We start from the raw sequence: 21798 nt of genomic DNA on the forward strand, positions 1-21798 counted from the left end.
GCGATGCTCCCACGGAAAAGCTGGCGTATGCAGAGAAAAAGGCCCGGTATGATCCTGAACAGGTTGTGGATGCGAAGAAGGGGCTGAAGGCTACTCCTTCGCCGTATCGTCTGCGTTGAGGTTCAGAGCCGCCATACCGCTGCTGCCCAGATCAACGGCTGCAAATGGGCCACCGTGATGGATGTTGGCGGGATCAAGGGGGTCAAGCGGGCCGTCCTTGGCAAAGATCTCATCGGCGAATTGCTCGGCATTGTCCTTGGGCCGGAAACCCAGATGCCGAGCCTTGGAGTTGTCGACGGGCGCGCGGTCATTGTCGGACACGCCATAGACGATGCTGAATCCGGTGACCGGGGTCTTGATCGCCTGTTCCACCATATGGACCAGATCATCATAGCTGAGCCACGTTCCAATCGCGCGACTGTTCGTGACCTGCGCGCAGGACAGGATGCGCAAGCAGACGGCCTCGAGCCCGCGCTTGTCCCAGTAAAGCGAGGCGAGGTCTTCGGCGAAGCATTTGGCAAGCCCATAGAACGTGTCTGGTCTGTGTGGAACGTCGATGCCGATGAAATCGGTCTTTTTGTGCATGCCAACCGCATGGATTGACGAGGCGTAGACTACGCGCCTCAGATTATTGCGATGGGCGGCCTCCCACACGATATAGGCGCCGTAGAAGTTTGGGCCCCAAAGCACATCCATCGGGGCCTCATCCGCGATGGCGCCGAAATGAACCACCATATCCGCGCCTTCCAGCAGCGCTACCATGGCCTCAAGATCGGCAAGATCGGCCTTCACGTAGCGTTCGTTCGGCGCGAGGTTGGGCACGCTGTCGGCAATGTCCGAGGAAACCAGCTCGTCGCATAGTTTCGACAGCGGCCCGCGCAAATATGATCCAAGCCGCCCCGCTGCGCCGGTGAGGACTAGTTTCTTCATGGGCGAACTCCTTTCAGATTGGCAACGGCATCGGCGATGCGGTTCAGGGCCGTGTTCAGAACGTCTTCGGACGCAGCAGTCGAAATGCGGAAAAAGGGCGACAGCTCATAGGCGCTGCCGGGAACAGCCGCCACACCGGCTGCGCTGAGAAGATAGGTGGTTACATCTGCGTCTGAGGTCAGGGTTGCACCGTCGGGCGTCGTGGCCCCGATCAGGCCCTCACAGCCGATCAGAGAGTAGAACGCTCCGCCCGGCGGGTCGAGCGTCAGGCCGGGAATGTCGCGGATACGCGTGACTACAAGGTCTCGACGGGCCTCGAACGCGGCACAGAAGCGGTGCACTTCATCCTGCGGTCCGTTCAAAGCAGCCGCCGCTGCGGCCTGCGCGATAGAGCAAGCGCCCGATGAAATCTGACTTTGCACCTTGGTCATTGCAGCGATCAGGTCTTTCGGGCCTGCGCCATAGCCGATGCGCCACCCGGTCATCGCATAGGCCTTGGAGACCCCGTTCACTGTCAGCGTCCGATCTTTCAGCGTCGGACACAGGGCTGCGAAAGACCGGAAGACGCGCTTGTCGAACAGGATGTGTTCGTAGATCTCATCGGACAGGATCAGGATGCGGTCGTGTTGTTCCAGAACCGCGCCGAGGGCTGCAATCTCAGCGTCCGAATAGACTGCGCCCGAGGGGTTCGAGGGTTGGTTCAGCAACAGCCAGCGTGTCTTGGGTGTGATCGCGGCCGCCAGCCTGTCAGGGGTCAGGCGAAATCCGTCCTCAGCCGGGCATTCGATGGTCACAGGCGTACCGCCAAGGATCAGCACGATGTCCTTGTACTGCCCAAAGTAAGGCGCGCAGAGGAGAACTTCGTCGCCCGGCTCGAGCGTGGCCATGAAAGCGTTGAACAGCACCTGCTTGGCCCCGTTCGACACGATGATTTCATCGGGTGCATAGGTCAGATCATTTTCACGCTGCAGCTTGTCGACAACGGCCTTCCGCATGGTCAGGGTGCCGTTGGTGGGCGGGTATTTCGTCTCACCCGCAAGAGCCGCCTGATGCGCGGCTTCCTTGATGTGGTCGGGTGTGTCGAAGTCGGGCTCTCCGAGGCCCAGATCAATGACATCCTCACCCCGCGCACGAGCCTCCTTCGCGGCCTGGCTGACCCAGGCCGAGGCCGAGGGTTTCACGGGTGCAAGGCGCGAGGCGGCAAAGCTCATTTCAGGAGATCTTTCGTCTGGGCCAGAGCCGTATCCGCTGCACGCGCCAGAAGGCCGGTATCAATGGCATTCGCAACGAAGGTGAACCCTTCGTTTAAAAGCTCGGCCGCAAAGGCTGGTTCTGTGACCAGGGTGCCGACGGGCACTCCGCGCGCGATCAGTTTCTGCGCGGCTTTTCTGATCTCAGACCAGACCTCGGGATGCATAGTATTGCCAACATGACCCAGATCGGCGGCAATATCCGCCGGGCCGAAGAAGATGCCGCTGACACCATCGACAGTGCCGATGGCCTCGGCTTGATCCAAGGCGGCGCGGGATTCCACTTGTAGCAGAACTGTCAGCTCGTCTTCGCAGCGCGTCACATAGTCCTTGATCCGCCCAAAACCCGTTGCGCGGCTTGCGCCTGCCATCCCACGAACCCCGCGCGGGGGGTAGCGCGTGGCCGCGACCGCGCGTTCGGCTTCTTCCACCGATTGGATCATCGGAAACAGAAGCCCCGGCGCGCCGAGGTCAAGCAGACGCTTGACCACAACCGCATCATTCCACTCGACGCGAACAAGTGCTGTGGTCTGATACGCCTCGAAGGCTTGCAGCTGAGACAACACGCTGTGATAGTCGTTCGCGCTGTGCTCCATGTCGATCAGCGCCCAGTCGTAGCCTGCAGTGGCTATGACTTCGGCTGCATTGTTACTGCACAGGCTGACCCACACACCAACTTGTTTGTCGCCATTTGCGATCGCATGGGTGAAGCGGTTGGGTATTAGCTCCATCAGATCACTGCCTTTTCGATGATTGGTTGTCCGGCCGGGATACGTTCGTAGTTGAAGGGCGTCATGTCGAGCGCGCGGTATTCGCCATAGGTCAGCCACTCGGCCGTGCCACGCCCCATCGCAGGAGACTGCTGCAGACCGTGGCCCGAGAACCCGTTTAGGAAGATGAAGTTCGACAGCTCGGTATGCGGGCCCATGATTGCGTTGTGATCGAAGGTGTTCATCGCATAATGCCCGGCCCATTCGCTTTGCAGCTTGATCGCTTCGAATTGCGGGATACGGGTGGCGAGGACGGGCCAGACGTGGTTTTCCCAGAAGGCGTGATCCATGTTGAAATCATCGAAATCCACCGCCGGGTCGATGTCGGTATGCCCGCCGCATTGATAGGTGCCACCTCCGACCTCGCGTACATGAACGCCCGAAGGGTCAATGGTCAGCGGCAAGTCGCGGTCTAGCGGCCGTTCGGCCTTGAAAATCCAGGAATAGCGTTTGCGCGGTTCGACCGGCACGTCAATCCCAGCCATCTGCGCTGTTCTGGCCGCCCGAGGGCCGGACGCATTGACCAACTGTCCGCACGCAATGACTTCGCCCGAAGCGAGCGTGACGCTTTCGACCTTGGTGCCTGCGGCGTTTCGCGTGATCTCGACGACTTCGTTCTGGACCCATTCGACGCCACGCTCGCGGCTTTGTCGCCGCCACCAGTGGTCGAGGGCCGCACCGTCGAAATAGCCTTCGTCAACCAGATTGATCGAGCCCAGAAGGATATCATCGACATTGTAGAATGGGTAGGCGGCCTTGATCTCATCCGCGTTCATCAGCTGCGTTGCCGCCCCTGCCGCCAACTGCACCTTCTGGTTCTCGCGCAGCACGTTGGCAAAGCCTTCGGTGTCGGCCAGATACATGTAGCCAAAGGAATGGATCGAAAGCTCGGGCACTCGGTCGTCTCCACCCATATAGCCGCGTAGGTTTTTCACGAAGTCGGCGGCAAACTGGCTGATCCACACGTTCAGCTCGGCCGAGAATTGCTGCCGGATACAGGAATTCGTATGCCCGGTCGAACATGAGGCAAAGGTCATGTCGCGTTCGATCACCAGAACCGAGCCATTGAAATCGGCATTGTCCGACAGGAACCAAGCGGTCGAGGCCCCCATGATCGCACCGCCTATGATCACCACATCATAGCTTTTCCGGGCCGGGCTTTGGTTGCTCATTCGTATTCTCCTTTTGCGACGGCACGATGGATCTGAGAGATCTCGGATGCCGTCAAGCCATAGTCGCGTGATGCTGTTTCGTCTGAAATATAGCCGAGCGCCAGATCACGCTTCACCATCTGTTTTGACCGTTCCGACGGGTCACCGTAGCCAGCACCGCCGGGGAACGCCATCACGACTTTGCGCCCGTGTGGTACAAACTGTTTACCTTTGACCCGCATGTCGGACCCGTCGTCCTGGGCAATGGTGGTGGGCGCGCCATTTCCCCCGCCACGGCGACCGCGCGCGGGGTATTGGCTGCGGTCGAACATGGCCTGAATGTCGAACTCGTACCCCTCTTGCGCGCCGACCTCCATATACTGTCCCAGCCCGCCGCGCGTTTTCCCAGCACCGCCGCTGTCGGGCCGCAGTTCCTTGCGCCAGATGATGACCGGACCGGCGTGTTCGGTGGCCTCAATCGGCATGGTCATGACGCCCGAGGGGAAGGCGGTGGCGTTCATCCCGTCGTGTTCCGGCCTTGCGCCCGACCCACCCGAGTTGAAGGTCAGCACCTCGGATCGGCGGGCCCCTTCAGGGGCCGGAGCATCGGTGCGGGGGCGAAGACTGACCTGAAAGTTGCACAAACATCCCGCGCCTTCGGCGGGGACAAGGCCGGGAACGATCTTGTCGAACGCGTCATAGACCGCATCGGGCACGAAATGGCCCACGATATGGCGCAGTGCGACCGGAGCCGGATGAAGCGCATTCACAATGGTGTTCGCGGGCGCGGTGACTTCAAACGGTGCCAATGATGCCGCGTTATTGGGGATCTCGGGCGCAATTGCGACCTTGAGCGCGTAACAGGCATAGGCTTTGGTATAGACCAGCGGGCAGTTGATCCCTTTCTTGTCCACCCCCGAGGTTCCGGAGAAATCGGTCACGATCCTTTCGCCTTCGACGCTAATCCTGACCTTTAACGTGATCGGAGTATCAAAACCGTCCATCGTCATTTCACCCTCAGCGGTTTTCTGAGGCAGGGCGGCGATACGCTCCAGTGTCGCTCGGCGGGAATTGTCGAGGATGAATGCGGCGATCCCATCGAGGGTTTCGAGGTCGAACTCCTCCATCATGTCGATCAGGCGGCGATGGCCGATTTCGTTGCAGGTGGTCAGAGCATAGATGTCTCCGATCAGCTGATCCGGCTCGCGCACATTGCCGCGAATGAGGCGCACCAGCGTTTCATCCACATTGCCGCGGTCAGCGAATTTCATGATAGGGATATACAGCCCTTCCTCATAGACGCTTTGCGCATCGGCCCCAAAGCCGCGCCCGCCGATATCCACGATATGCGCGGTACAGGCGAAGAAGCCGACCAGCGCGCCCTTGTGAAAGGACGGGGTGACCATGGTGATGTCATGTAGGTGGCCTGTGCCCTCCCACGGGTCATTGGTGATGTAGACGTCGCCGTCATGCATGTTCTGTCGGCCAATTCGGCGAATGAAATGCGCGACCGCATCTGCCATCGCGTTCACATGACCCGGCGTACCGGTCACGGCTTGTGCCAGCATGTTCCCATGTGTGTCGTAGACCCCCGCCGACAGATCCCCGGCCTCGCGGACCGAGGTTGAGAACGCCGTCCGAACCAACGCCTGCGCCTGTTCCTCGACAACCGAGATCAGACGGTTCCACATGACCTGATAGGTGACTTTGGACTGCTCTTTGCTCATCACGCGGCTCCTTTTGTCACAACGTCGATACAGCCATCGGGCTGGCGGATCGCGTCCCGGCTGGCGGGGATGACGATGGTCGTTTCATCCTCGGTCACGATTGCAGGTCCCTGCGCGCGCTGCCCGGTCTGCATGCTAGCGCGGTCGATGGTATCGGCGTCCAGGTAACGGCCGGATGCAGCGTCAAAGACCTGTCGTGCGCCTTCGGATATGGCCAGGCCGGTTGCGTCCGAGACGGCAATCGGCGCGACATCTTCGGGTGGGGTGCTGGCGTTGACGGACCAGACGGTGATTTCGATATCCATGCCCGCGACCGGGCGGCCAAAAAGCTTGGTATAGCCTTCCTCGAACCGGGTCTGATAGATGGCGGCGTCGGGGTTCATCGCCTGTTCTTCGGTCAGTTCGATCGGGATTTCCCAGCCCTGACCGGAATAGCGCATATAGGCTTTGAAATCGGTCCGGATCGGGCTGACCGCATCGCATGTCCGCACGAAACCCGTTGTTTCGTCCCTCAGGTCGGACAAAAGCTGTCTGATCCGTCCCGCGTCGAAATCGCTGAGCTTCATATAGACCGAGCGATTGGCCTCGAAGCTGAAAGGCGCGCGCAGGAAACCGATGGCCGAGCCGACCCCGGCCCCCGGCGGAACCAGCAGGCGTTCGACCCCAAGCTTTTCACAAAGACGCCCGGCGTGCAGAGGGGCCGCGCCCCCAAAGGCGATCATAGTGTACTCGCTCAGGTCTTCGCCATTCTCGACGGCGTGAACGCGTGCGGCGTTGGCCATGTTTTCGTCCACCACCTCGGCCACGCCAAAGGCGGCCTCAATCGGGTCCATGTCCAGCGTACTGCCAATGTGGTTGGCCAGCGCAGATTTGGAGTTGTCAGGGTGCAAAACGATCGAGCCACCGGCGAAGTTGTTCGGGTCCAGCTTACCGAGAACCAGATCAGCGTCCGTCACACCGGGGCGCGTGCCACCGCGCCCGTAGCAGGCTGGGCCTGGCTCGGATCCGGCGCTTTCCGGACCCACGCGGATCTGGCGCATCCCGTCCACATGAGCCAGGCTGCCGCCGCCCGCGCCGATCTCTACCATGTCGATCACCGGGATCGAAATCGGCATGCCCGAGCCTTTCTTGAACCGATAGGTCCGCGCGACCTCAAACACGCGGCTGGTTTTGGGCGTCTGGTTTTTGATCAGGCAGATCTTGGCCGTGGTGCCGCCCATGTCAAAGCTCAGCACTTTGTCCAACCCGTAGCGCGCAGCGATATGGGCCGCGAAAACCGCGCCACCTGCAGGGCCGCTTTCGACCAGCCGCACCGGGAAATCGGCCGCATTCTGGATTGAGATGATGCCGCCACCCGAATGCATCAGGAAGATCCGGCATTTAACGCCTTGCGTGCGCAATTGATCCTCGAGCCGGCCTAGGTATGAGGCCATCAACGGCTTGATATAGGCATTTGCGACGACCGTGTTGAACCGCTCATACTCACGCATCTGAGGCGAAACCTCGGACGAGATTGAGACCGAAACGTCCGGCAGTTTCTCGGCCAAAACCTCGCGCACCAAATGCTCATGCGTTGGGTTGAGGTAGGAGTGGATTAACCCCACCGCCACCGATTCAAACCCGGCTTGCGCAATCCGATCCACAACGGCTTCGACATCGGCGCGGGTCAGATCAACCAGAACTTCGCCACGGGCATCGACGCGGCCGGGAACGGTAAAGCGCATGTGGCGTGGCAGCAGCGGGTCAGGCAGTTTGAGGTTCAGATCATACTGCTCGAACCGGCTTTCGGTGCGCATTTCGATCACGTCGCGGAACCCTTCCGTCGTAATCAGCGCCGTTTTCGCCCCACGGCGTTCGATCAGCGCGTTGGTCGCCAGCGTGGTGCCGTGGATGATCTGGTCAATCTGGCCCGGGGTGACCCCGGCCTTGGCACAGACCTGCTGCATCCCGTCGATGATCGCGTCTTCCGGCGCGGCATAGGTTGTCAGCACTTTTGTTGAAAATGTCTGTCCATCCTTTTCCAGAACGACATCGGTAAAGGTGCCGCCGATATCAACGCCCAGTCGGATAGAGTGTGAAGCCATGCCCGTGCCCGCTTGAAAGAGTACCTGTCAAACGCGACTAAAACCCAGCTCGGGACGAAAAATCAAATTGCTTAAATTTCTACTCCTGATCGAATTTTTTTATCGTGCGTGTGGCCTGAGCTGAGCAGCGATTTCCGCCGCGTGTTCCACGAAACGAGCGGCCCGCGTTGGATCGTAGCGGGCGAAAAACCGCAGCGGCTCGGCTGTCCAGTCGGATTGAAGTTCCAACAGGGCGCCCGTGTCGATCTCGCGTTGGACCAGAGGGCGCGGCAGCAACGCGATCCCAAGGCCTTCCGATACCATCGGAACGCAAGCGGACAAAGCGTTTGAATGCACGATTTTTTGCGCGTCCAGCCCGCGGTCCTGCGCCATCGCGTGCAGGCTGTGCCCTGCAAGGGTGTGGCGAGCATGGGTCAGAACGGAGAATGCGAAAAACCGGTCTACGTTGCGCCCTTCGGGTAAGCCTGAGGCGAGTGTCGTATTGGCCACCCACACATAGTCTTCGCCGGTCAGTTCCCTTGTCCCGTCCAGTTCCGTTTTGAATGGCCCGTTCTGCACCGCAAGATCAAGCTGCCCCTCCAGCAGCTTTTCATCAATCGTGCTGGACAGGTCTACCACAAGCTCGACGCTCAGATTGGGATAGTGCTGTTTTAGGCACCGCAGAAAATCTTGCAGCCATGTGCAGGCGACCAATTCGGTGACGCCAAGACGCAACCGCTCCTGAATCAGATCTTGTCGGTCGGCCTCTTCCAGCAAGGCTTCGGTTGCGCGGAGAACCGTTCTGGTTTTCTCCAACAGCGACTCTCCTTTCGCTGTCAGACGTACGGAGCCTGCATCGCGATACAATAGCTTTGTGCCCAACGCATCTTCCAGCGTGGCGATACGTGAAGAGATATTGGGCTGCGTCGTGGCAAGCGCGTTGGCCGCGGCGCGGAAGGTTCCCATATCGACCACGAAGGTAAAGGCTTCGAGCTGTTTGAGGGTGATTTGGTTCTTTATCATTCAAGCTTTTGAGCATCAGGGAAACTGATCGTCAATCGTTCAGGGCAAGAACCCGTCCGTTCCGTCCGTATGATGTCTGGTCGGTGGAGAATTGGTTTGCGTGCGGTGGCGAATAGAGCGATCAACGGGGCGACTCGACCACTTGCCGGAAAACAGGAGGCAAACATGAGGCTTGGCTATCTTGGGTTTGGAACCATTGCGCGGGCCTGCGCCGAAGGTTTGGTCAGCGATGGGCATGACATTGTTGTCAGCGAAAGAAGCCGGGCCAACTCATCCGAGCTGTCGGCTCGCTTCGACAATGTGACCGTGGCTAACAATCAGGGTGTATTGGATGCCAGTGACGTGGTCTTTGTCGGATCCACCGCCGAACAGGCCGAGGCGATGCTGTCCGCGCTGCGGTTTCGCGAAGGCCAGCGGGTTGTCTCGTTCATGGTCGGTATCTCGCCGCAACAGATTCAGGCCCTCGTTGCACCGGCCTCGTTCGAGACGCTGATGATCCCGTTCCCGTCCATTGCCTCGGGCGGGTCTCCGGTTCTGGTCTTTCCCGCGTCACCAACTGTTGAGGCGCTCTATGGTGCTTCGAACACCGTTATCACCATGAAGTCGGAGAGTGATTTCAACGAGTTTCTGGCCGCTCAGGCCCTGCTATCGGTTGTAGCGAAATCGCTGGCTGTCGGGATTGACTGGCTGGGCCGCAAAACCGGCAGCGCCCATGAAGCCGAGAAATTCCTGCGTCTGTTGATCGGAGGGTCGATCATGGCCGCGCCGATGGAGACCGAGAACGCGATGGCCGATCTGGTCGAATCCCTAAACACGCCGGGCGGGCTGAACCAGCAGTTGCGAGAGTACATGGCCGATCGCAACACCTATGACGATCTGGTCCAAGGGATCGAGGTTCTGTCGGCCCGCCTGTCCGAGGGCTGATTGTCCTGACTGTAAGTGCGCGCGACGACATCATGTCGCTGATGGGGGATGAGTTTACCCGTTGGGATCGCCGCGACGACCGCTATGTTTAGCCTTCGCGGTTTGACATTGGCCCTTTGGTCTGGTGATACCCCTCATCGGATCAGACGCTTTTGTCGACCGAAACTGAAAAGGGTAACCAGGTGCGCGCCAAATCTACGTTCGTGACCCCGCTTCCAACCCAATGGGTCGGGCCGATTCTGTTCAGGGGGAATCTGGTGTCCGGTGAGGTCAGCGTCCCACTGGCAACTTTTGAAACGCCCTTATGGCCCTCCACCGCGCGCGGCGCGGGTGTTTCGCGGCATGCAGGCGGCATTCAGGTCACCCTTGTTGATGAGCGGATGACACGATCCATCGCTGTGCGGGCGCAGGATGCGGCCTCGGCGCATCAAGGCTGGGAGCGGATCGAGGCGCAGACCGACAAAGTGGCCGAGATCATCTCCTCGACCAGCCGCTTTTCCCGCCTGATCAAGCTGAATCGCCAGATCGCCGGGAATCTGCTGTATATTCGGATCGAGTGTTCCACCGGGGATGCCTCGGGTCACAATATGGTAACCAAGGCGGCCGAGGCGGTGTTGAACTGGGTCTTGGATGACCAGCCGCAATTGGCCTACGCGTCGATCTCGGGCAACCTGTGTACCGACAAGAAGGCATCCGCTGTGAACGGGCTTTTGGGGCGGGGCAAATACGTCATTGCTGAAGTGGAAATTCCGGGTCGACTGCTGCGGCGCATGCTGCGTACTACGCCCGAGCAGATGGTAGCGCTCAATCTCGAAAAGAACCTGATTGGCGGAAATCTCGCGGGGTCTCTGCGCAGCGCCAATGCCCATTTCGCAAACATTCTGTTGGCCTTCTATCTGGCCACCGGTCAGGACGCCGCGAATATCATCGAGGGCAGCCAAGGTATCGTTCATTGCGAGGCGCGCGGCGAAGATCTGTATTTCTCATGCACCTTGCCGAACCTGATCGTCGGTTCGGTCGGGGCAGGCAAAGGCAATGAACAGGTCGAAGAAAACCTGCGCCTGATGGGCTGCAAAGAGGAACGCGAGGCGGGTGAAAACGCCCGTCGCCTGGCTGGCATCTGTGCCGGGGCGGTGTTGTGCGGTGAGCTGTCCTTGATGGCTGCACAAACCAATCCCGGAGAGTTGGTGCGCACCCATATGGAACTGGAACGATGAACAAGCCCAAACCTGCCGACCGCAGCGTGGCCGGGCGCAAGCTGGATCATCTGCGCGCCGTTCTGGAGGACCCCGATGTCGAACGTCGGCGCAGCGGGTTTGACGCGATTTCTCTGACGCATCGCGCCCTGCCTGAGCTGGATCTGGATGCGGTCGACACCAGCACCCGGTTTCTGGGCAAGCCGCTCAGCTTTCCGCTGCTGATTTCGTCGATGACGGGCGGAACCGGGGACGAGATCGCCATGATCAATCGCAACCTTGCTGAGGCGGCCGAGGCGACCGGGGTGGCGATGTCCGTGGGCTCGCAACGTGTATTGTTCGCCGATCCTGCCTCAAGGGGCAGTTTTCAGCTGCGCGATGCCGCGCCGAGCATACCGTTGATCGGTAATATCGGTGCTGTGCAGTTGAACGCAGGACTAGATGCAGGCCACTGTCTTCAGGCCGTTCAGGCGCTTGAAGCCGACGGGTTGTATCTGCACCTCAACCCGCTGCAAGAGGCCGTGCAAGTCGAAGGGGACCGCGACTTTTCCAACCTCGCTGGCAAGATCGCTGATCTGGCGTCGAACATGCCGGTGCCTGTGCTGATCAAAGAGGTCGGCGCCGGGCTGTCCGGCCTTGATGTTGAGCTGGCCTATGCCGCCGGTATTCGCCATTTCGACGTGGCCGGCCGCGGCGGCACGTCCTGGAGCCGGATCGAATATCACCGCCGCGCAGACGAGCAAGACGATCTGGGGCTGGTTTTTCAGGATTGGGGCCTGACGACGGTCGAGAGTCTGCTTGAAACTCGGGACGTCTTGGTCAAAAAGACCGACCCAACAACACTCATCGCCAGCGGCGGTTTACGAGACGGTGTGGACATGGCCAAATCTATCATTCTGGGCGCAGATCTGTGCGGAATGGCCGCTCCGTTTTTGGCCGCAGCGCAGGAATCGAGCGCGCAGGTCATCCGCCAAATTGAAAAGTTACGTCGCGAATTTCAGACCGCGATGTTTCTTTTGGGCTGCGCCGATGTATCTCAGCTGAAGGCAAATGTCTCACTGATCCGATCAAGGTCAAAGTTTTGGTAATCTCTACTGGTATCAGCGCGATGAGCTTTTTTACGCCTCATCGCTATATTTCGCTGGACACTCTGGCCCAGCATCACGGCATCGACCCTGCTAAGTTCTCACGCGGGATCGGGCAGGAAAAGATCGCCATGCCGGGCCATGACGAAGACGTTGTGACCATGGCCGCCGAGGCTGCGAAGCCGATCATTGATGAATTCGGAGCAGACGGGATCGACACAATCTTGTTTGCGACGGAAACAGGGATCGACCAATCCAAATCTGCAGGCATCTATGTGCAGCGGCTTCTGGGGCTGCCTTCGAACCTGCGCAATGTTGAGCTGAAGCAAGCCTGTTATTCTGCCACCGCTGCCCTGCAAATGGCCTGTGCCCATGTGGCACGCAAGCCGGATCGCAAAGTGCTTGTGATCGCCTCTGATATTGCACGCTATGATCTGGACAGCTCGGGCGAGGCGACGCAAGGGGCCTCGGCTGTTGCGATGCTGGTCACGGCTGATCCGAATCTGTTGGAGATTGGCACTGTCTCGGGCCTGTTTACCGAAGACATCATGGATTTCTGGCGCCCCAACCACCGGCGCACACCCTTGGTTGACGGTAAGTACTCGGCGCTGCGCTATCTTGGGGCGCTGGTAGAGTCCTGGCGGGATTATCAGGCAAATGGCGGCTTGCCCTACGATGGGTTTACGCAGTTCTGCTATCACCTGCCATTCTCGCGTATGGGCGAGAAGGCGCATCTGCGTCTGGCGAAAGAGGCAAAAGCCGAGGCTGATATGCAGGCCGCTTTACCGGGGATGATCTACAATCGTCAGGTCGGGAACAGCTATACTGCCTCGATGTACCTCGCGATCCTGTCAACGCTGGAGAACAGCGAAAGCGATCTGGCGGGCAAGTCATGGGGACTGTTTTCCTACGGGTCCGGCGCGACCGGTGAGTTCTTTGATGCCAAGGTGGTCGAAGGCTACCGCGATCATCTTTTTGCATCCCGCCACCGGGAAATCCTGGAGGACCGGACCGCCGTCTCGTATGATGAATACGTTGCACTCTGGCACGCGAGGAATGGCGAGGACGGGACAGATACGCCCATGCCCGATGAGGCAAAAGGGCGCTACAGACTGGCAAGCATTGACGACAACAAGCGCATCTACGTTGACCGGACCGCATGATAAAGTCTGGGCCCACGCGCCCGGAAAGCTGATCCTGTCCGGAGAGCATTCGGTTCTGTACGGCATGCCCGCGCTTGCAATGGCCGTGGCCCGCTACACCGAGGTGTCGTTTCAGCCGCTGGGCTTGGGTGAAGGCCTGAAGACCGCGTTCGAGAACCTGTCTTCAGGCGAATACTACCCTCTGAAACTGTTGTCTCAGTTCAAAGCGTCACTGGATCAGCGCTTTGATCAATTCACGCGCGGCGAGTTGGATGTCCACAAGATCCTCACGCGTCCGGATGATCTGGCGGTCTATACTCTGGCCTCTCTGTTGCATGACAGCCTCGCAGCGCCCGGGTCCGTGATCCCCGGCATTGGTGCGATGAACAGCAAACTGGTGCCCGGGCAGCTGGCCAGTCGGTCAGAGCTGCCGATTGGCGCGGGTATGGGGTCGTCTGCCGCAATCGTCGCGGCAACAACGGTGTTGTTTGAAAACCTGCTGGAGTGGCCCAAAACGCTTGAGGAAAGGTATGAGCGGGTCCGGTTTTGCGAGCGTCTCAAGCACGGGCGCGCGGGGCCGGTTGATGCCGCCGCAGTTGTCCGAGGCGGCCTTGTGCGTGCAGGCGAAACAGGTATCGCGGCACCGGAGTTACCTTCGGATCATGGCTTGTTGGCGGGGAACGGTTGGTACTGGGTCCTGCACGGAAGGCCCGAAAGCAGCACAGGTGAATGTGTCAGCGCGGTCAAGGCCGAGCACGCGCAGAACGAAGCCCTTTGGCAACGTTTTGGTGACTGTACGACCGCGTTTTTGACCGCGATCGCGTCGGGAAATGACCCAGATGATGCGATTTCGGAAAATCAGCGACTACTAGAGACTATCGGCGTCGTGCCGGACCTGTGCCAAGCGTTCATAAGACAGATCGAAGGCATTGGCGGCGCGGCCAAAATCTGCGGCGCGGGGTCTGTACGAGGTGATTTTGGCGGGGTGGTTCTGGTACATTTGGAAGACCATGACAAAATGGCCCATTTCATGTCGGGCTATCCTCAGATGCAATGGTCCGCGTTGCGTCTGGCCTCGACGGGAGCAGAAATGGGCAAGGCCCCTGACCACAGCTCAGACGGGGCCAGTTCATGATACGGGCCAGCGCACCGGGATCGGTCATGATTACCGGAGAACATGCGGTCGTTTATGGCTCCAGAGCCATTGTGGCCGCCATTGAACAAAGACTGACGGTGACGCTGCGACCACGTACAGATCAACTGGTGCGTCTGTCCTCCGAGATTGCCGAAACGCAAATGGTCGATTTGGATCAGGTGCGGGCAGAAGGGTCGTACAAGTTTGTCCTCGCCGCAATCGCCATGCACAGGGATGCGATTGACGTCGGGATGGATATCTCGATCTCGTCGGAGATTGACCCGACGCTTGGGCTGGGGTCATCTGCGGCCGTGACCATTGCCGCTCTGGGGGCCGTTCTGACTGCGACGGGTCAGCCGCTGAACGGTATTCACGCCAAGGCCTATCAGATCATTCAGGATATTCAGGGTCGTGGCAGTGGTGCCGATTTGGCCGCCAGCTTGCAGGGCGGTATGCTGGCTTACCGCGCTCCCCCAAATCCAGAGATGGTGGCACTGCCTCACCCTCCGACGATCAGCCTGCGATACTGCGGCTACAAGACCCCCACCTCGGTTGTGTTGCAAAAGGTTGCGGAACGGATGATCGGAAGAGAGGCCGAGTTCGAGGAACTTTATGCGGTTATGGGCGGCTTAGCTGATCACGCAATCAGCGCCGCGAAGGACCGCGATTGGGAGGCGTTCGCAGACGCCCTCACAAGCTATCAAACCCGGTTGGAGGCTTTGGGTGTGAGCGACGAAACCTTGAACCGGATCATCACATCGGCCCGGCAGGCCGAAGGTGTCATGGCGGCAAAGATTTCGGGCTCCGGCTTAGGCGATTGCGTTCTGGCCCTGGGAGCGCCGCCTGACGTGTTCACTCCTGTGACACTGGCCAGCGAAGGACTGATAATACATGACTGACTGCGTTCAGACCCTCATTGACCAAGCGATGCGAGACGCGGGCGAGATACGAAGCTTCAGCGCCTTTGCCCCAAGCAATATCGCGCTGTCGAAATATTGGGGCAAACGGGATAGAGCCTTGAATCTGCCGCTCAACAGTTCCTTGTCGATCTCTTTGGCGGAATGGGGGTCTCATACAACTGTCGAGCCATCCCAGAGCGGGTCGGATCAGGTCTTGCTGGACGGTCAGCCTTTGCCGCCGACCTCGGAGTTCGCGTGCAAGGCGCTTGCGTTTGCGGATTTGTTTCGCGGCGGCCGCGATGTTCCGCTGATGATCTCGACCAGAAACACAATCCCGACGGCGGCCGGGCTGGCATCTTCCGCCTCGGGCTTTGCTGCGTTGACCCGCGCGCTATGCGGCAGTTTCGGGTTGGACCTGCAAACACAGGACATGAGTCTGATCGCCCGATTGGGCAGTGGTAGCGCAACCCGTTCGCTCTGGCACGGCTTTGTGCGCTGGAACAAGGGCGAGCGCGATGACGGCGGCGATAGCCACGGCGTGCCGCTTGACCTTGTATGGCCGGATTTCCGCATTGCGATCGTCGAGGTGGACACAGGCCCGAAACTGCACTCGTCCCGCGATGGAATGAACCACACGGTCGATACCAGCCCTCTGTTTTCCAGCTGGCCCGAGATGGCCGAGCGGGACTGCAAGACCATCGAGCAAGCGGTCATTGAGAGAGACTTTCAAACCCTGGGCCAAACGGCCGAGGCGAATGCGTTGGCCATGCACGCGACGATGCAAGCCGCGCGTCCCGCGCTGACCTACCTTACAGATCAAAGCTGGGTGATCCTGCATCGTTTGTGGCGGGCTCGCAAAGATGGTCTTGCAGCCTATGCCACGATGGATGCGGGGGCGAATATCAAGCTGGTTTTCCTGAAAGAAGCCGAGGCAGATGTTCTTCAGGCATTTCCTGGCGCCCGCGTGATATGTCCGTTCGAATGGTCAAACGCATAGAAGCCACGACACAAGAATGAGCGGTCGCCGCTGCCTAGGTGTCGCACTTTGGAAGGTGACCGCGCGCGATCTAATGCATAATCACCAAGCGTTTGAGTTTGGAAATGCCCTCAGCTCTTCCTGCCGTTTTGCGGGCGATAGACTTTAACCAAAGGCTTCGCTATCCAACTTGCAGGCTCATCGCCTTGCCGAACAGGCTCAAACACTTGTAGCAAGGGCAGTGGATATGACGGCCAACCCAAACGACAGAGCCTCTATTATGAAACTCACGCAGGATCCTCATTCGATCCGGTCCGGTGACCGGGAAAAGGTTCTGGAAGTGGCCATCGGTCGCGAGGTTCGGGCCTTTCGCAAGCAACAGAACACTACTGTTGCCGAGTTGGCGCAGATTACTGGCCTGTCGATCGGGATGCTGTCCAAGATCGAAAACGGCAACACGTCGCCTTCGCTAACCACGCTGCAACTGCTGGCCGATGCGTTGTCGGTTCCGCTGACCAGCTTTTTTCGCCGTTTTGAAGAACGTCGCGACGCTGTCCACACCAAGGCCGGTGAAGGCGTCGAGTTAGAGCGTGAAGGTACGCGGGCGCATCACCAATACAACCTTCTTGGCCATTTAGGCGCCAATGGTTCGGGTGTAATTGTTGAGCCTTATCTGATCACTCTGACAGCGGAATCGGATGTTTTCCCAACCTTCCAGCATGGCGGGATTGAAACGATCTACATGCTAGAGGGTGAGGTGGACTATCGCCATGGGGAGCAGGTTTATCCGTTGAAACCCGGTGATACTCTGTTCTTCGACGCGGATGCGCCGCATGGACCGGAGCGACTGGTCAGCCTGCCAGCGCGGTACCTGTCGGTGATCAGCTACCCTTTGACAAGCTGATCCGCTTTTTATCAGAGTGCTGAAAATCAATTCGCTAGGCCTACAGCTATGTTGGCCGGGCTATTTTGCCGTGCGTAAACGTGAGCGCCCAGAAATTGGGCAAAATTTGCCTGTTAGGAAAAAACATTTCCTCTAGTTATTGATGATCCCGAGTTTTGTTGCTAGCGTACACGCGCAACGAAACACGCAAGGAGAGCTGTCTGCCATGTGCGGAATTGTCGGACTATTCCTTAAGGATCAGTCACTGTCGCCCAAGCTGGGTGAGATGCTGACGGATATGCTGATCACTATGACCGATCGTGGCCCTGACAGCGCTGGTATCGCGATTTATGGCGATCCAACTCAGGGCACTACGAAAGTCACAGTTCAGTCTGCAAACCCCGAACAGGACTTTGCCAGTCTGGCGGATGAGCTGGGTCAACGGCTGAACACGTCCGTGACCCAGACGATCAACGACACCCATGCAGTACTGGATATCCCAGGCGATCAGTTCGAGGCCGCGCGTGCTGCGCTGGCCGAAATCCGCCCCTCCGTCCGGATCATGAGCCGCGGAGAAAGCCTTGAGATCTACAAGGAGGTCGGTCTGCCCAAAGATGTTGCCGCTCGATTTGAGCTGAGCGGCATGACCGGCACGCATGGGATCGGCCACACGCGAATGGCCACTGAATCAGCGGTGACCACGATGGGTGCGCACCCGTTCAACACTGGGGATGACCAGTGTCTGGTGCATAACGGATCGCTGTCCAATCATAACTCGCTGCGGCGCAAGTTGCGCCGTGAAGGGGTACATATCCAGACTGAGAACGACACCGAGGTGGGCGCCGCTTACCTGACGTGGAAAATGATGAATGGCGCGTCTCTGGGCGAGGCGCTGGAAAGTAGCCTTGAGGATCTGGATGGTTTTTTCACCTTTGTCGTTGGCACCAAGGACGGGTTCGGCGTTGTCCGTGACCCGATAGCCTGCAAACCGGCGGTAATGGCGGAAACCGATCAATATGTGGCCTTCGGCAGCGAAAACCGCGCCCTGGTGAATCTGCCCGGCATCGAAGACGCCCGCGTTTGGGAGCCGGAGCCGGCGACGGTGTATTTCTGGTCCCACACAGACTCTCCTAACAAAAAGGCCGCGTGACATGCAGACCTATGATCTTGAGGCCGACGGCCTGCGCGGGCTGAACGCGTCCTTGCAGGAGCAAAGCAAACAGACCAACCAGACCAGCTGGGAGGTGGTGAACCCCAAGGGCAGCCACGCCATCGCGGTCGGGCTGGACGCACCGATCGAGGTGACCGTGAAAGGTTCGACCGGGTACTACTGTGCAGGCATGAACCAGCAGGCCACTGTGCGGGTCGAAGGCTCGGTTGGGCCGGGCGTGGCCGAGAATATGATGTCGGGTCAGGTCATCGTCGATGGCGATGCCAGCCAGTACGCCGGGGCCACAGGCCACGGCGGGCTGTTAGTAATCAAGGGCAATGCCAGCTCGCGCTGCGGGATCTCGATGAAGGGGATCGACATCGTGGTGCATGGCAATATTGGCCATATGTCGGCCTTCATGGCGCAGGCGGGCAATCTGGTGGTCTGCGGCGATGCGGGCGACGCGCTGGGGGATTCCCTCTACGAGGCGCGTCTGTTCGTACGCGGCTCGGTCAAGAGCCTTGGCGCGGACTGTATCGAGAAAGAGATGCGCCCTGAACATCTTGAGATCCTGAAGGATCTGCTTGACCGCGCAGGCAGCGATGCCAAACCGGAAGAGTTCAAACGCTATGGCTCGGCGCGTCAGCTGTATAACTTCGACGTCGACAACTCGGCCGCTTACTAAGGATGAAGGGTATGAAAGATATGGACGATCAGACCCCGCGCACCGTGCCGATCCAGTCGGCGACCTTTTCCAACCCGATCAACGCCGAGATACGCCGCGCGGCGGCCACCGGCATCTATGACATCCGGGGTGGAGGCGCCAAACGCAAGGTGCCGCATTTCGATGACCTGCTGTTTCTGGGGGCGAGCGTTAGTCGCTACCCGCTGGAAGGCTATCGTGAGCGTTGCGACACCTCGGTGACGCTGGGCACGCGCTTTGCCAAGAATCCGATCCAGCTGGATATCCCGATCACCATCGCTGGCATGAGCTTCGGCGCGCTGTCGGGACCGGCGAAAGAGGCCCTTGGACGCGGCGCTTCAGCGGCCGGCACTTCGACGACAACCGGCGATGGCGGCATGACGCCCGAGGAACGCGGTCATTCCAGCAAACTGGTCTATCAGTATCTGCCCTCGCGCTATGGCATGAACCCCAACGACCTGCGCAAGGCTGACGCGATCGAGATCGTGGTGGGGCAGGGGGCCAAACCCGGCGGAGGCGGCATGCTTCTGGGTCAGAAGATCAGCGACCGCGTGGCCGAAATGCGGACCTTGCCCAAAGGGATCGACCAGCGCTCGGCCTGCCGACATCCGGACTGGACCGGGCCGGATGATCTTGAGATCAAGATCCTCGAACTGCGTGAGATTACCAACTGGCAGGTGCCAATCTACGTCAAGGTCGGCGCGACGCGGCCTTACTATGACACCGCACTGGCGGTAAAAGCCGGAGCCGATGTGGTTGTCATGGACGGCATGCAGGGCGGCACGGCGGCCACGCAGGATGTGTTCATCGAACATGTGGGCATTCCGACGCTGGCCTGTATCCGACCCGCAGTGCAGGCGCTGCAGGATTTGGGGGTGCATCGCGAGGTGCAGCTTGTGATCTCGGGCGGTATCCGCACCGGGGCAGACGTGGCCAAGGCGATGGCGCTTGGCGCGGATGCGGTGGCGATAGGCACGGCGGCTCTAGTTGCCCTTGGCGACAACGACCCGAAATGGGAAGCTGAGTATCAGAAGCTGGGCACCACAACCGGGGCCTATGACGACTGGCATGAAGGGAAGGACCCCGCGGGCATCACCACTCAGGACCCCGAGCTTGCCGCGCGTCTTGACCCGGTTGATGCCGGGCGACGGCTGCGCAACTACCTGAAGGTCATGACGCTTGAGGCGCAGACCATCGCGCGGGCCTGCGGCCACAATCACTTGCACAATCTGGAACCCGAGGACTTGTGTGCCCTGACGATGGAGGCGGCTGCGATGGCAAAAGTGCCCCTGGCAGGCACCGACTGGTATCCGGGCAAGGCCGGGTTCTGATCTGACATTCGGAAGGCGCGGTCCCACGAGGCTGCGCCTTTCTTCTATTGGGATTGATAAACAGGGAAAGGAAGGCCGACCATGACGACAGATCTGGCAGCTTTCGCCAAAGAAAAAGGCGTCAAATATTTCATGATTTCGTTCACCGACCTGTTCGGTGGACAGCGGGCCAAACTGGTTCCCGCACAAGCCATTGCCGACATGCAGGAAGAGGGCGCCGGTTTTGCCGGGTTCGCCACTTGGCTGGATATGACCCCCGCGCATCCCGACATGCTGGCGGTGCCGGACCCGTCCTCGGTGATTCAACTGCCATGGAAGCCCGAAGTCGCTTGGGTTGCCGGTAATTGCGTGATGGAGGGGCAGGATGTGGCCCAGGCCCCACGCAACGTGCTACGCCGCCTGATCGACGAGGCTGCCGATATGGGCCTGCATGTAAAAACCGGCATCGAAGCCGAGTTCTTCCTGCTGACCCCCGATGGCGAGCAGATCAGCGACCCGTTCGATGCCGCGGAAAAACCCTGTTATGACCAGCAGGCTGTAATGCGCCGCTATGACGTGGTGCGCGAGATCTGCGACTACATGTTGGACCTTGGCTGGGGCCCGTATCAGAACGACCACGAGGACGCCAATGGCCAGTTCGAGATGAATTGGGAATTCGATGATGTTCTGAGAACCGCCGACAAGCATTCCTTCTTCAAGTTCATGACCAAGTCCGTGGCCGAGAAGCATGGGCTGCGTGCCACCTTCATGCCCAAACCGGTCGAGGGGCTGACGGGCAATGGCTGCCACGCCCATATCTCGGTCTGGGACGCGCCGGGTGCGGATGCGAAGACCAACGTTTTTGCTGGCGAAGGCGACGGCCCGACCGGAGAGGTTGGTCTTGGCGAGCAGGGCAAATACTTCCTCGGCGGCATCATGAAACATGCCAGCGCGCTGGCGGCGATCACCAACCCGACGGTGAACAGCTACAAACGCATCAACGCACCGCGCACCATGTCAGGGGCCACGTGGGCGCCCAACACTGTGACATGGACAGGCAACAACCGAACTCATATGGTGCGCGTCCCCGGCCCGGGCCGATTCGAACTGCGCTTGCCCGACGGGGCGGCGAACCCGTATCTGCTGCAGGCTGTGATCATCGCCGCCGGTCTGTCGGGCATCCGAAAAAAGGCTGATCCGGGACCGCGCTATGACATCGACATGTATGCCGAAGGTCACACGGTCACTGACGCGCCCAAACTGCCGCTGAACATGCTCGATGGCTTGCGCGAATTCGACAAGGATGCTGAACTTAAAGAGATGATGGGGCAGGAGTTCTCCAGCGCTTTCCTGAAGATGAAGCATCAGGAGTGGAACTCGTTTGTGTCACACTTCTCGAACTGGGAAAAACAGCATACTCTCGATATCTGAGAGCGAAAAAGAGACCGCAGCGAGTGCTGCGGCCTCGGTCTTTTCGGCCA

At 59.5% G+C, this 21798-nt stretch carries 19 protein-coding genes; 12 read left to right on the forward strand and 7 right to left on the reverse strand.

What is annotated here, in order from left to right; translation table 11 throughout:
• Window positions 1–90 precede the first annotated feature (90 nt).
• The 7 genes from ACR0I8_RS13030 to ACR0I8_RS13060 form a co-directional block, all read right to left on the reverse strand.
• The gene (locus ACR0I8_RS13030; protein ID WP_170689029.1) at window positions 91–930 is read right to left on the reverse strand and encodes an NAD-dependent epimerase/dehydratase family protein; all 840 of its coding nucleotides are present in this window, start codon (window positions 928–930) and stop codon (window positions 91–93) included.
• Window positions 927–2141 carry a pyridoxal phosphate-dependent aminotransferase gene (locus ACR0I8_RS13035; protein WP_170689030.1) on the reverse strand — a complete coding sequence of 405 codons (1215 nt, stop codon included), beginning with the start codon at window positions 2139–2141 and terminating at the stop codon, window positions 927–929. Before ACR0I8_RS13035 ends, ACR0I8_RS13030 begins: the two co-directional genes overlap by 4 nt.
• Window positions 2138–2911, reverse strand: coding sequence for an HpcH/HpaI aldolase family protein (locus tag ACR0I8_RS13040; protein WP_170689031.1), 774 nt, complete (start codon window positions 2909–2911; stop codon window positions 2138–2140). Before ACR0I8_RS13040 ends, ACR0I8_RS13035 begins: the two co-directional genes overlap by 4 nt.
• Window positions 2911–4122, reverse strand: coding sequence for an NAD(P)/FAD-dependent oxidoreductase (locus ACR0I8_RS13045; RefSeq protein WP_170689032.1), 1212 nt, complete (start codon window positions 4120–4122; stop codon window positions 2911–2913). The genes ACR0I8_RS13040 and ACR0I8_RS13045 overlap by 1 nt, the downstream gene beginning before the upstream one ends.
• Window positions 4119–5828 (reverse strand): hydantoinase B/oxoprolinase family protein, encoded by a 1710-nt coding sequence (locus ACR0I8_RS13050; RefSeq protein WP_170689033.1) that lies wholly within the window; start codon window positions 5826–5828, stop codon window positions 4119–4121. The genes ACR0I8_RS13045 and ACR0I8_RS13050 overlap by 4 nt, the downstream gene beginning before the upstream one ends.
• The gene (locus ACR0I8_RS13055; protein WP_170689034.1) at window positions 5828–7912 is read right to left on the reverse strand and encodes a hydantoinase/oxoprolinase family protein; all 2085 of its coding nucleotides are present in this window, start codon (window positions 7910–7912) and stop codon (window positions 5828–5830) included. Before ACR0I8_RS13055 ends, ACR0I8_RS13050 begins: the two co-directional genes overlap by 1 nt.
• Window positions 7913–8011: 99 nt before the next feature.
• A complete protein-coding gene (locus ACR0I8_RS13060; RefSeq protein ID WP_170689035.1) occupies window positions 8012–8914 on the reverse strand; it encodes a LysR family transcriptional regulator in 903 nt (300 codons plus the stop codon).
• 165 nt (window positions 8915–9079) lie between these two features.
• On the opposite strand from ACR0I8_RS13060, the gene ACR0I8_RS13065 reads away from it, so the two are divergent.
• The 12 genes from ACR0I8_RS13065 to glnT all read left to right on the forward strand — a co-directional run bounded on the left by ACR0I8_RS13065 (window position 9080) and on the right by glnT (window position 21748).
• Window positions 9080–9838, forward strand: coding sequence for an NAD(P)-binding domain-containing protein (locus tag ACR0I8_RS13065; RefSeq protein ID WP_170689036.1), 759 nt, complete (start codon window positions 9080–9082; stop codon window positions 9836–9838).
• Between the two features lie 182 nt (window positions 9839–10020).
• Window positions 10021–11055 carry a hydroxymethylglutaryl-CoA reductase gene (locus ACR0I8_RS13070; protein WP_480703240.1) on the forward strand — a complete coding sequence of 345 codons (1035 nt, stop codon included), beginning with the start codon at window positions 10021–10023 and terminating at the stop codon, window positions 11053–11055.
• Window positions 11052–12122, forward strand: a complete 1071-nt coding sequence (gene fni / locus ACR0I8_RS13075) for a type 2 isopentenyl-diphosphate Delta-isomerase (protein WP_170689038.1) — start codon at window positions 11052–11054, stop codon at window positions 12120–12122. Before ACR0I8_RS13070 ends, fni begins: the two co-directional genes overlap by 4 nt.
• Window positions 12116–13282 (forward strand): hydroxymethylglutaryl-CoA synthase, encoded by a 1167-nt coding sequence (locus ACR0I8_RS13080; RefSeq protein ID WP_480703242.1) that lies wholly within the window; start codon window positions 12116–12118, stop codon window positions 13280–13282. Before fni ends, ACR0I8_RS13080 begins: the two co-directional genes overlap by 7 nt.
• Window positions 13266–14396, forward strand: coding sequence for a GHMP family kinase ATP-binding protein (locus ACR0I8_RS13085; protein ID WP_170689039.1), 1131 nt, complete (start codon window positions 13266–13268; stop codon window positions 14394–14396). The genes ACR0I8_RS13080 and ACR0I8_RS13085 overlap by 17 nt, the downstream gene beginning before the upstream one ends.
• On the forward strand, window positions 14393–15295 hold the full coding sequence (mvk, locus tag ACR0I8_RS13090; RefSeq protein WP_170689040.1) for a mevalonate kinase: 903 nt from the start codon (window positions 14393–14395) through the stop codon (window positions 15293–15295). The genes ACR0I8_RS13085 and mvk overlap by 4 nt, the downstream gene beginning before the upstream one ends.
• Window positions 15288–16292: a diphosphomevalonate decarboxylase gene (gene mvaD, locus ACR0I8_RS13095; RefSeq protein ID WP_170689041.1), complete on the forward strand. Its 1005-nt coding sequence runs from the start codon at window positions 15288–15290 to the stop codon at window positions 16290–16292. Before mvk ends, mvaD begins: the two co-directional genes overlap by 8 nt.
• A gap of 259 nt (window positions 16293–16551) precedes the next feature.
• Window positions 16552–17175, forward strand: coding sequence for a helix-turn-helix domain-containing protein (locus ACR0I8_RS13100; protein WP_170658999.1), 624 nt, complete (start codon window positions 16552–16554; stop codon window positions 17173–17175).
• A gap of 205 nt (window positions 17176–17380) precedes the next feature.
• Window positions 17381–18304, forward strand: coding sequence for a class II glutamine amidotransferase (locus tag ACR0I8_RS13105; RefSeq protein WP_170689042.1), 924 nt, complete (start codon window positions 17381–17383; stop codon window positions 18302–18304).
• Between the two features lies 1 nt (window position 18305).
• On the forward strand, window positions 18306–18989 hold the full coding sequence (locus ACR0I8_RS13110; RefSeq protein WP_170639776.1) for a GltB/FmdC/FwdC-like GXGXG domain-containing protein: 684 nt from the start codon (window positions 18306–18308) through the stop codon (window positions 18987–18989).
• A gap of 20 nt (window positions 18990–19009) precedes the next feature.
• Window positions 19010–20338: an FMN-binding glutamate synthase family protein gene (locus ACR0I8_RS13115; protein ID WP_170639835.1), complete on the forward strand. Its 1329-nt coding sequence runs from the start codon at window positions 19010–19012 to the stop codon at window positions 20336–20338.
• Between the two features lie 81 nt (window positions 20339–20419).
• A complete protein-coding gene (glnT, locus tag ACR0I8_RS13120; RefSeq protein ID WP_170689043.1) occupies window positions 20420–21748 on the forward strand; it encodes a type III glutamate--ammonia ligase in 1329 nt (442 codons plus the stop codon).
• Window positions 21749–21798: the final 50 nt, after the last annotated feature.

The sequence above is a fragment of the Ruegeria sp. BG9 genome (assembly GCF_056538305.1).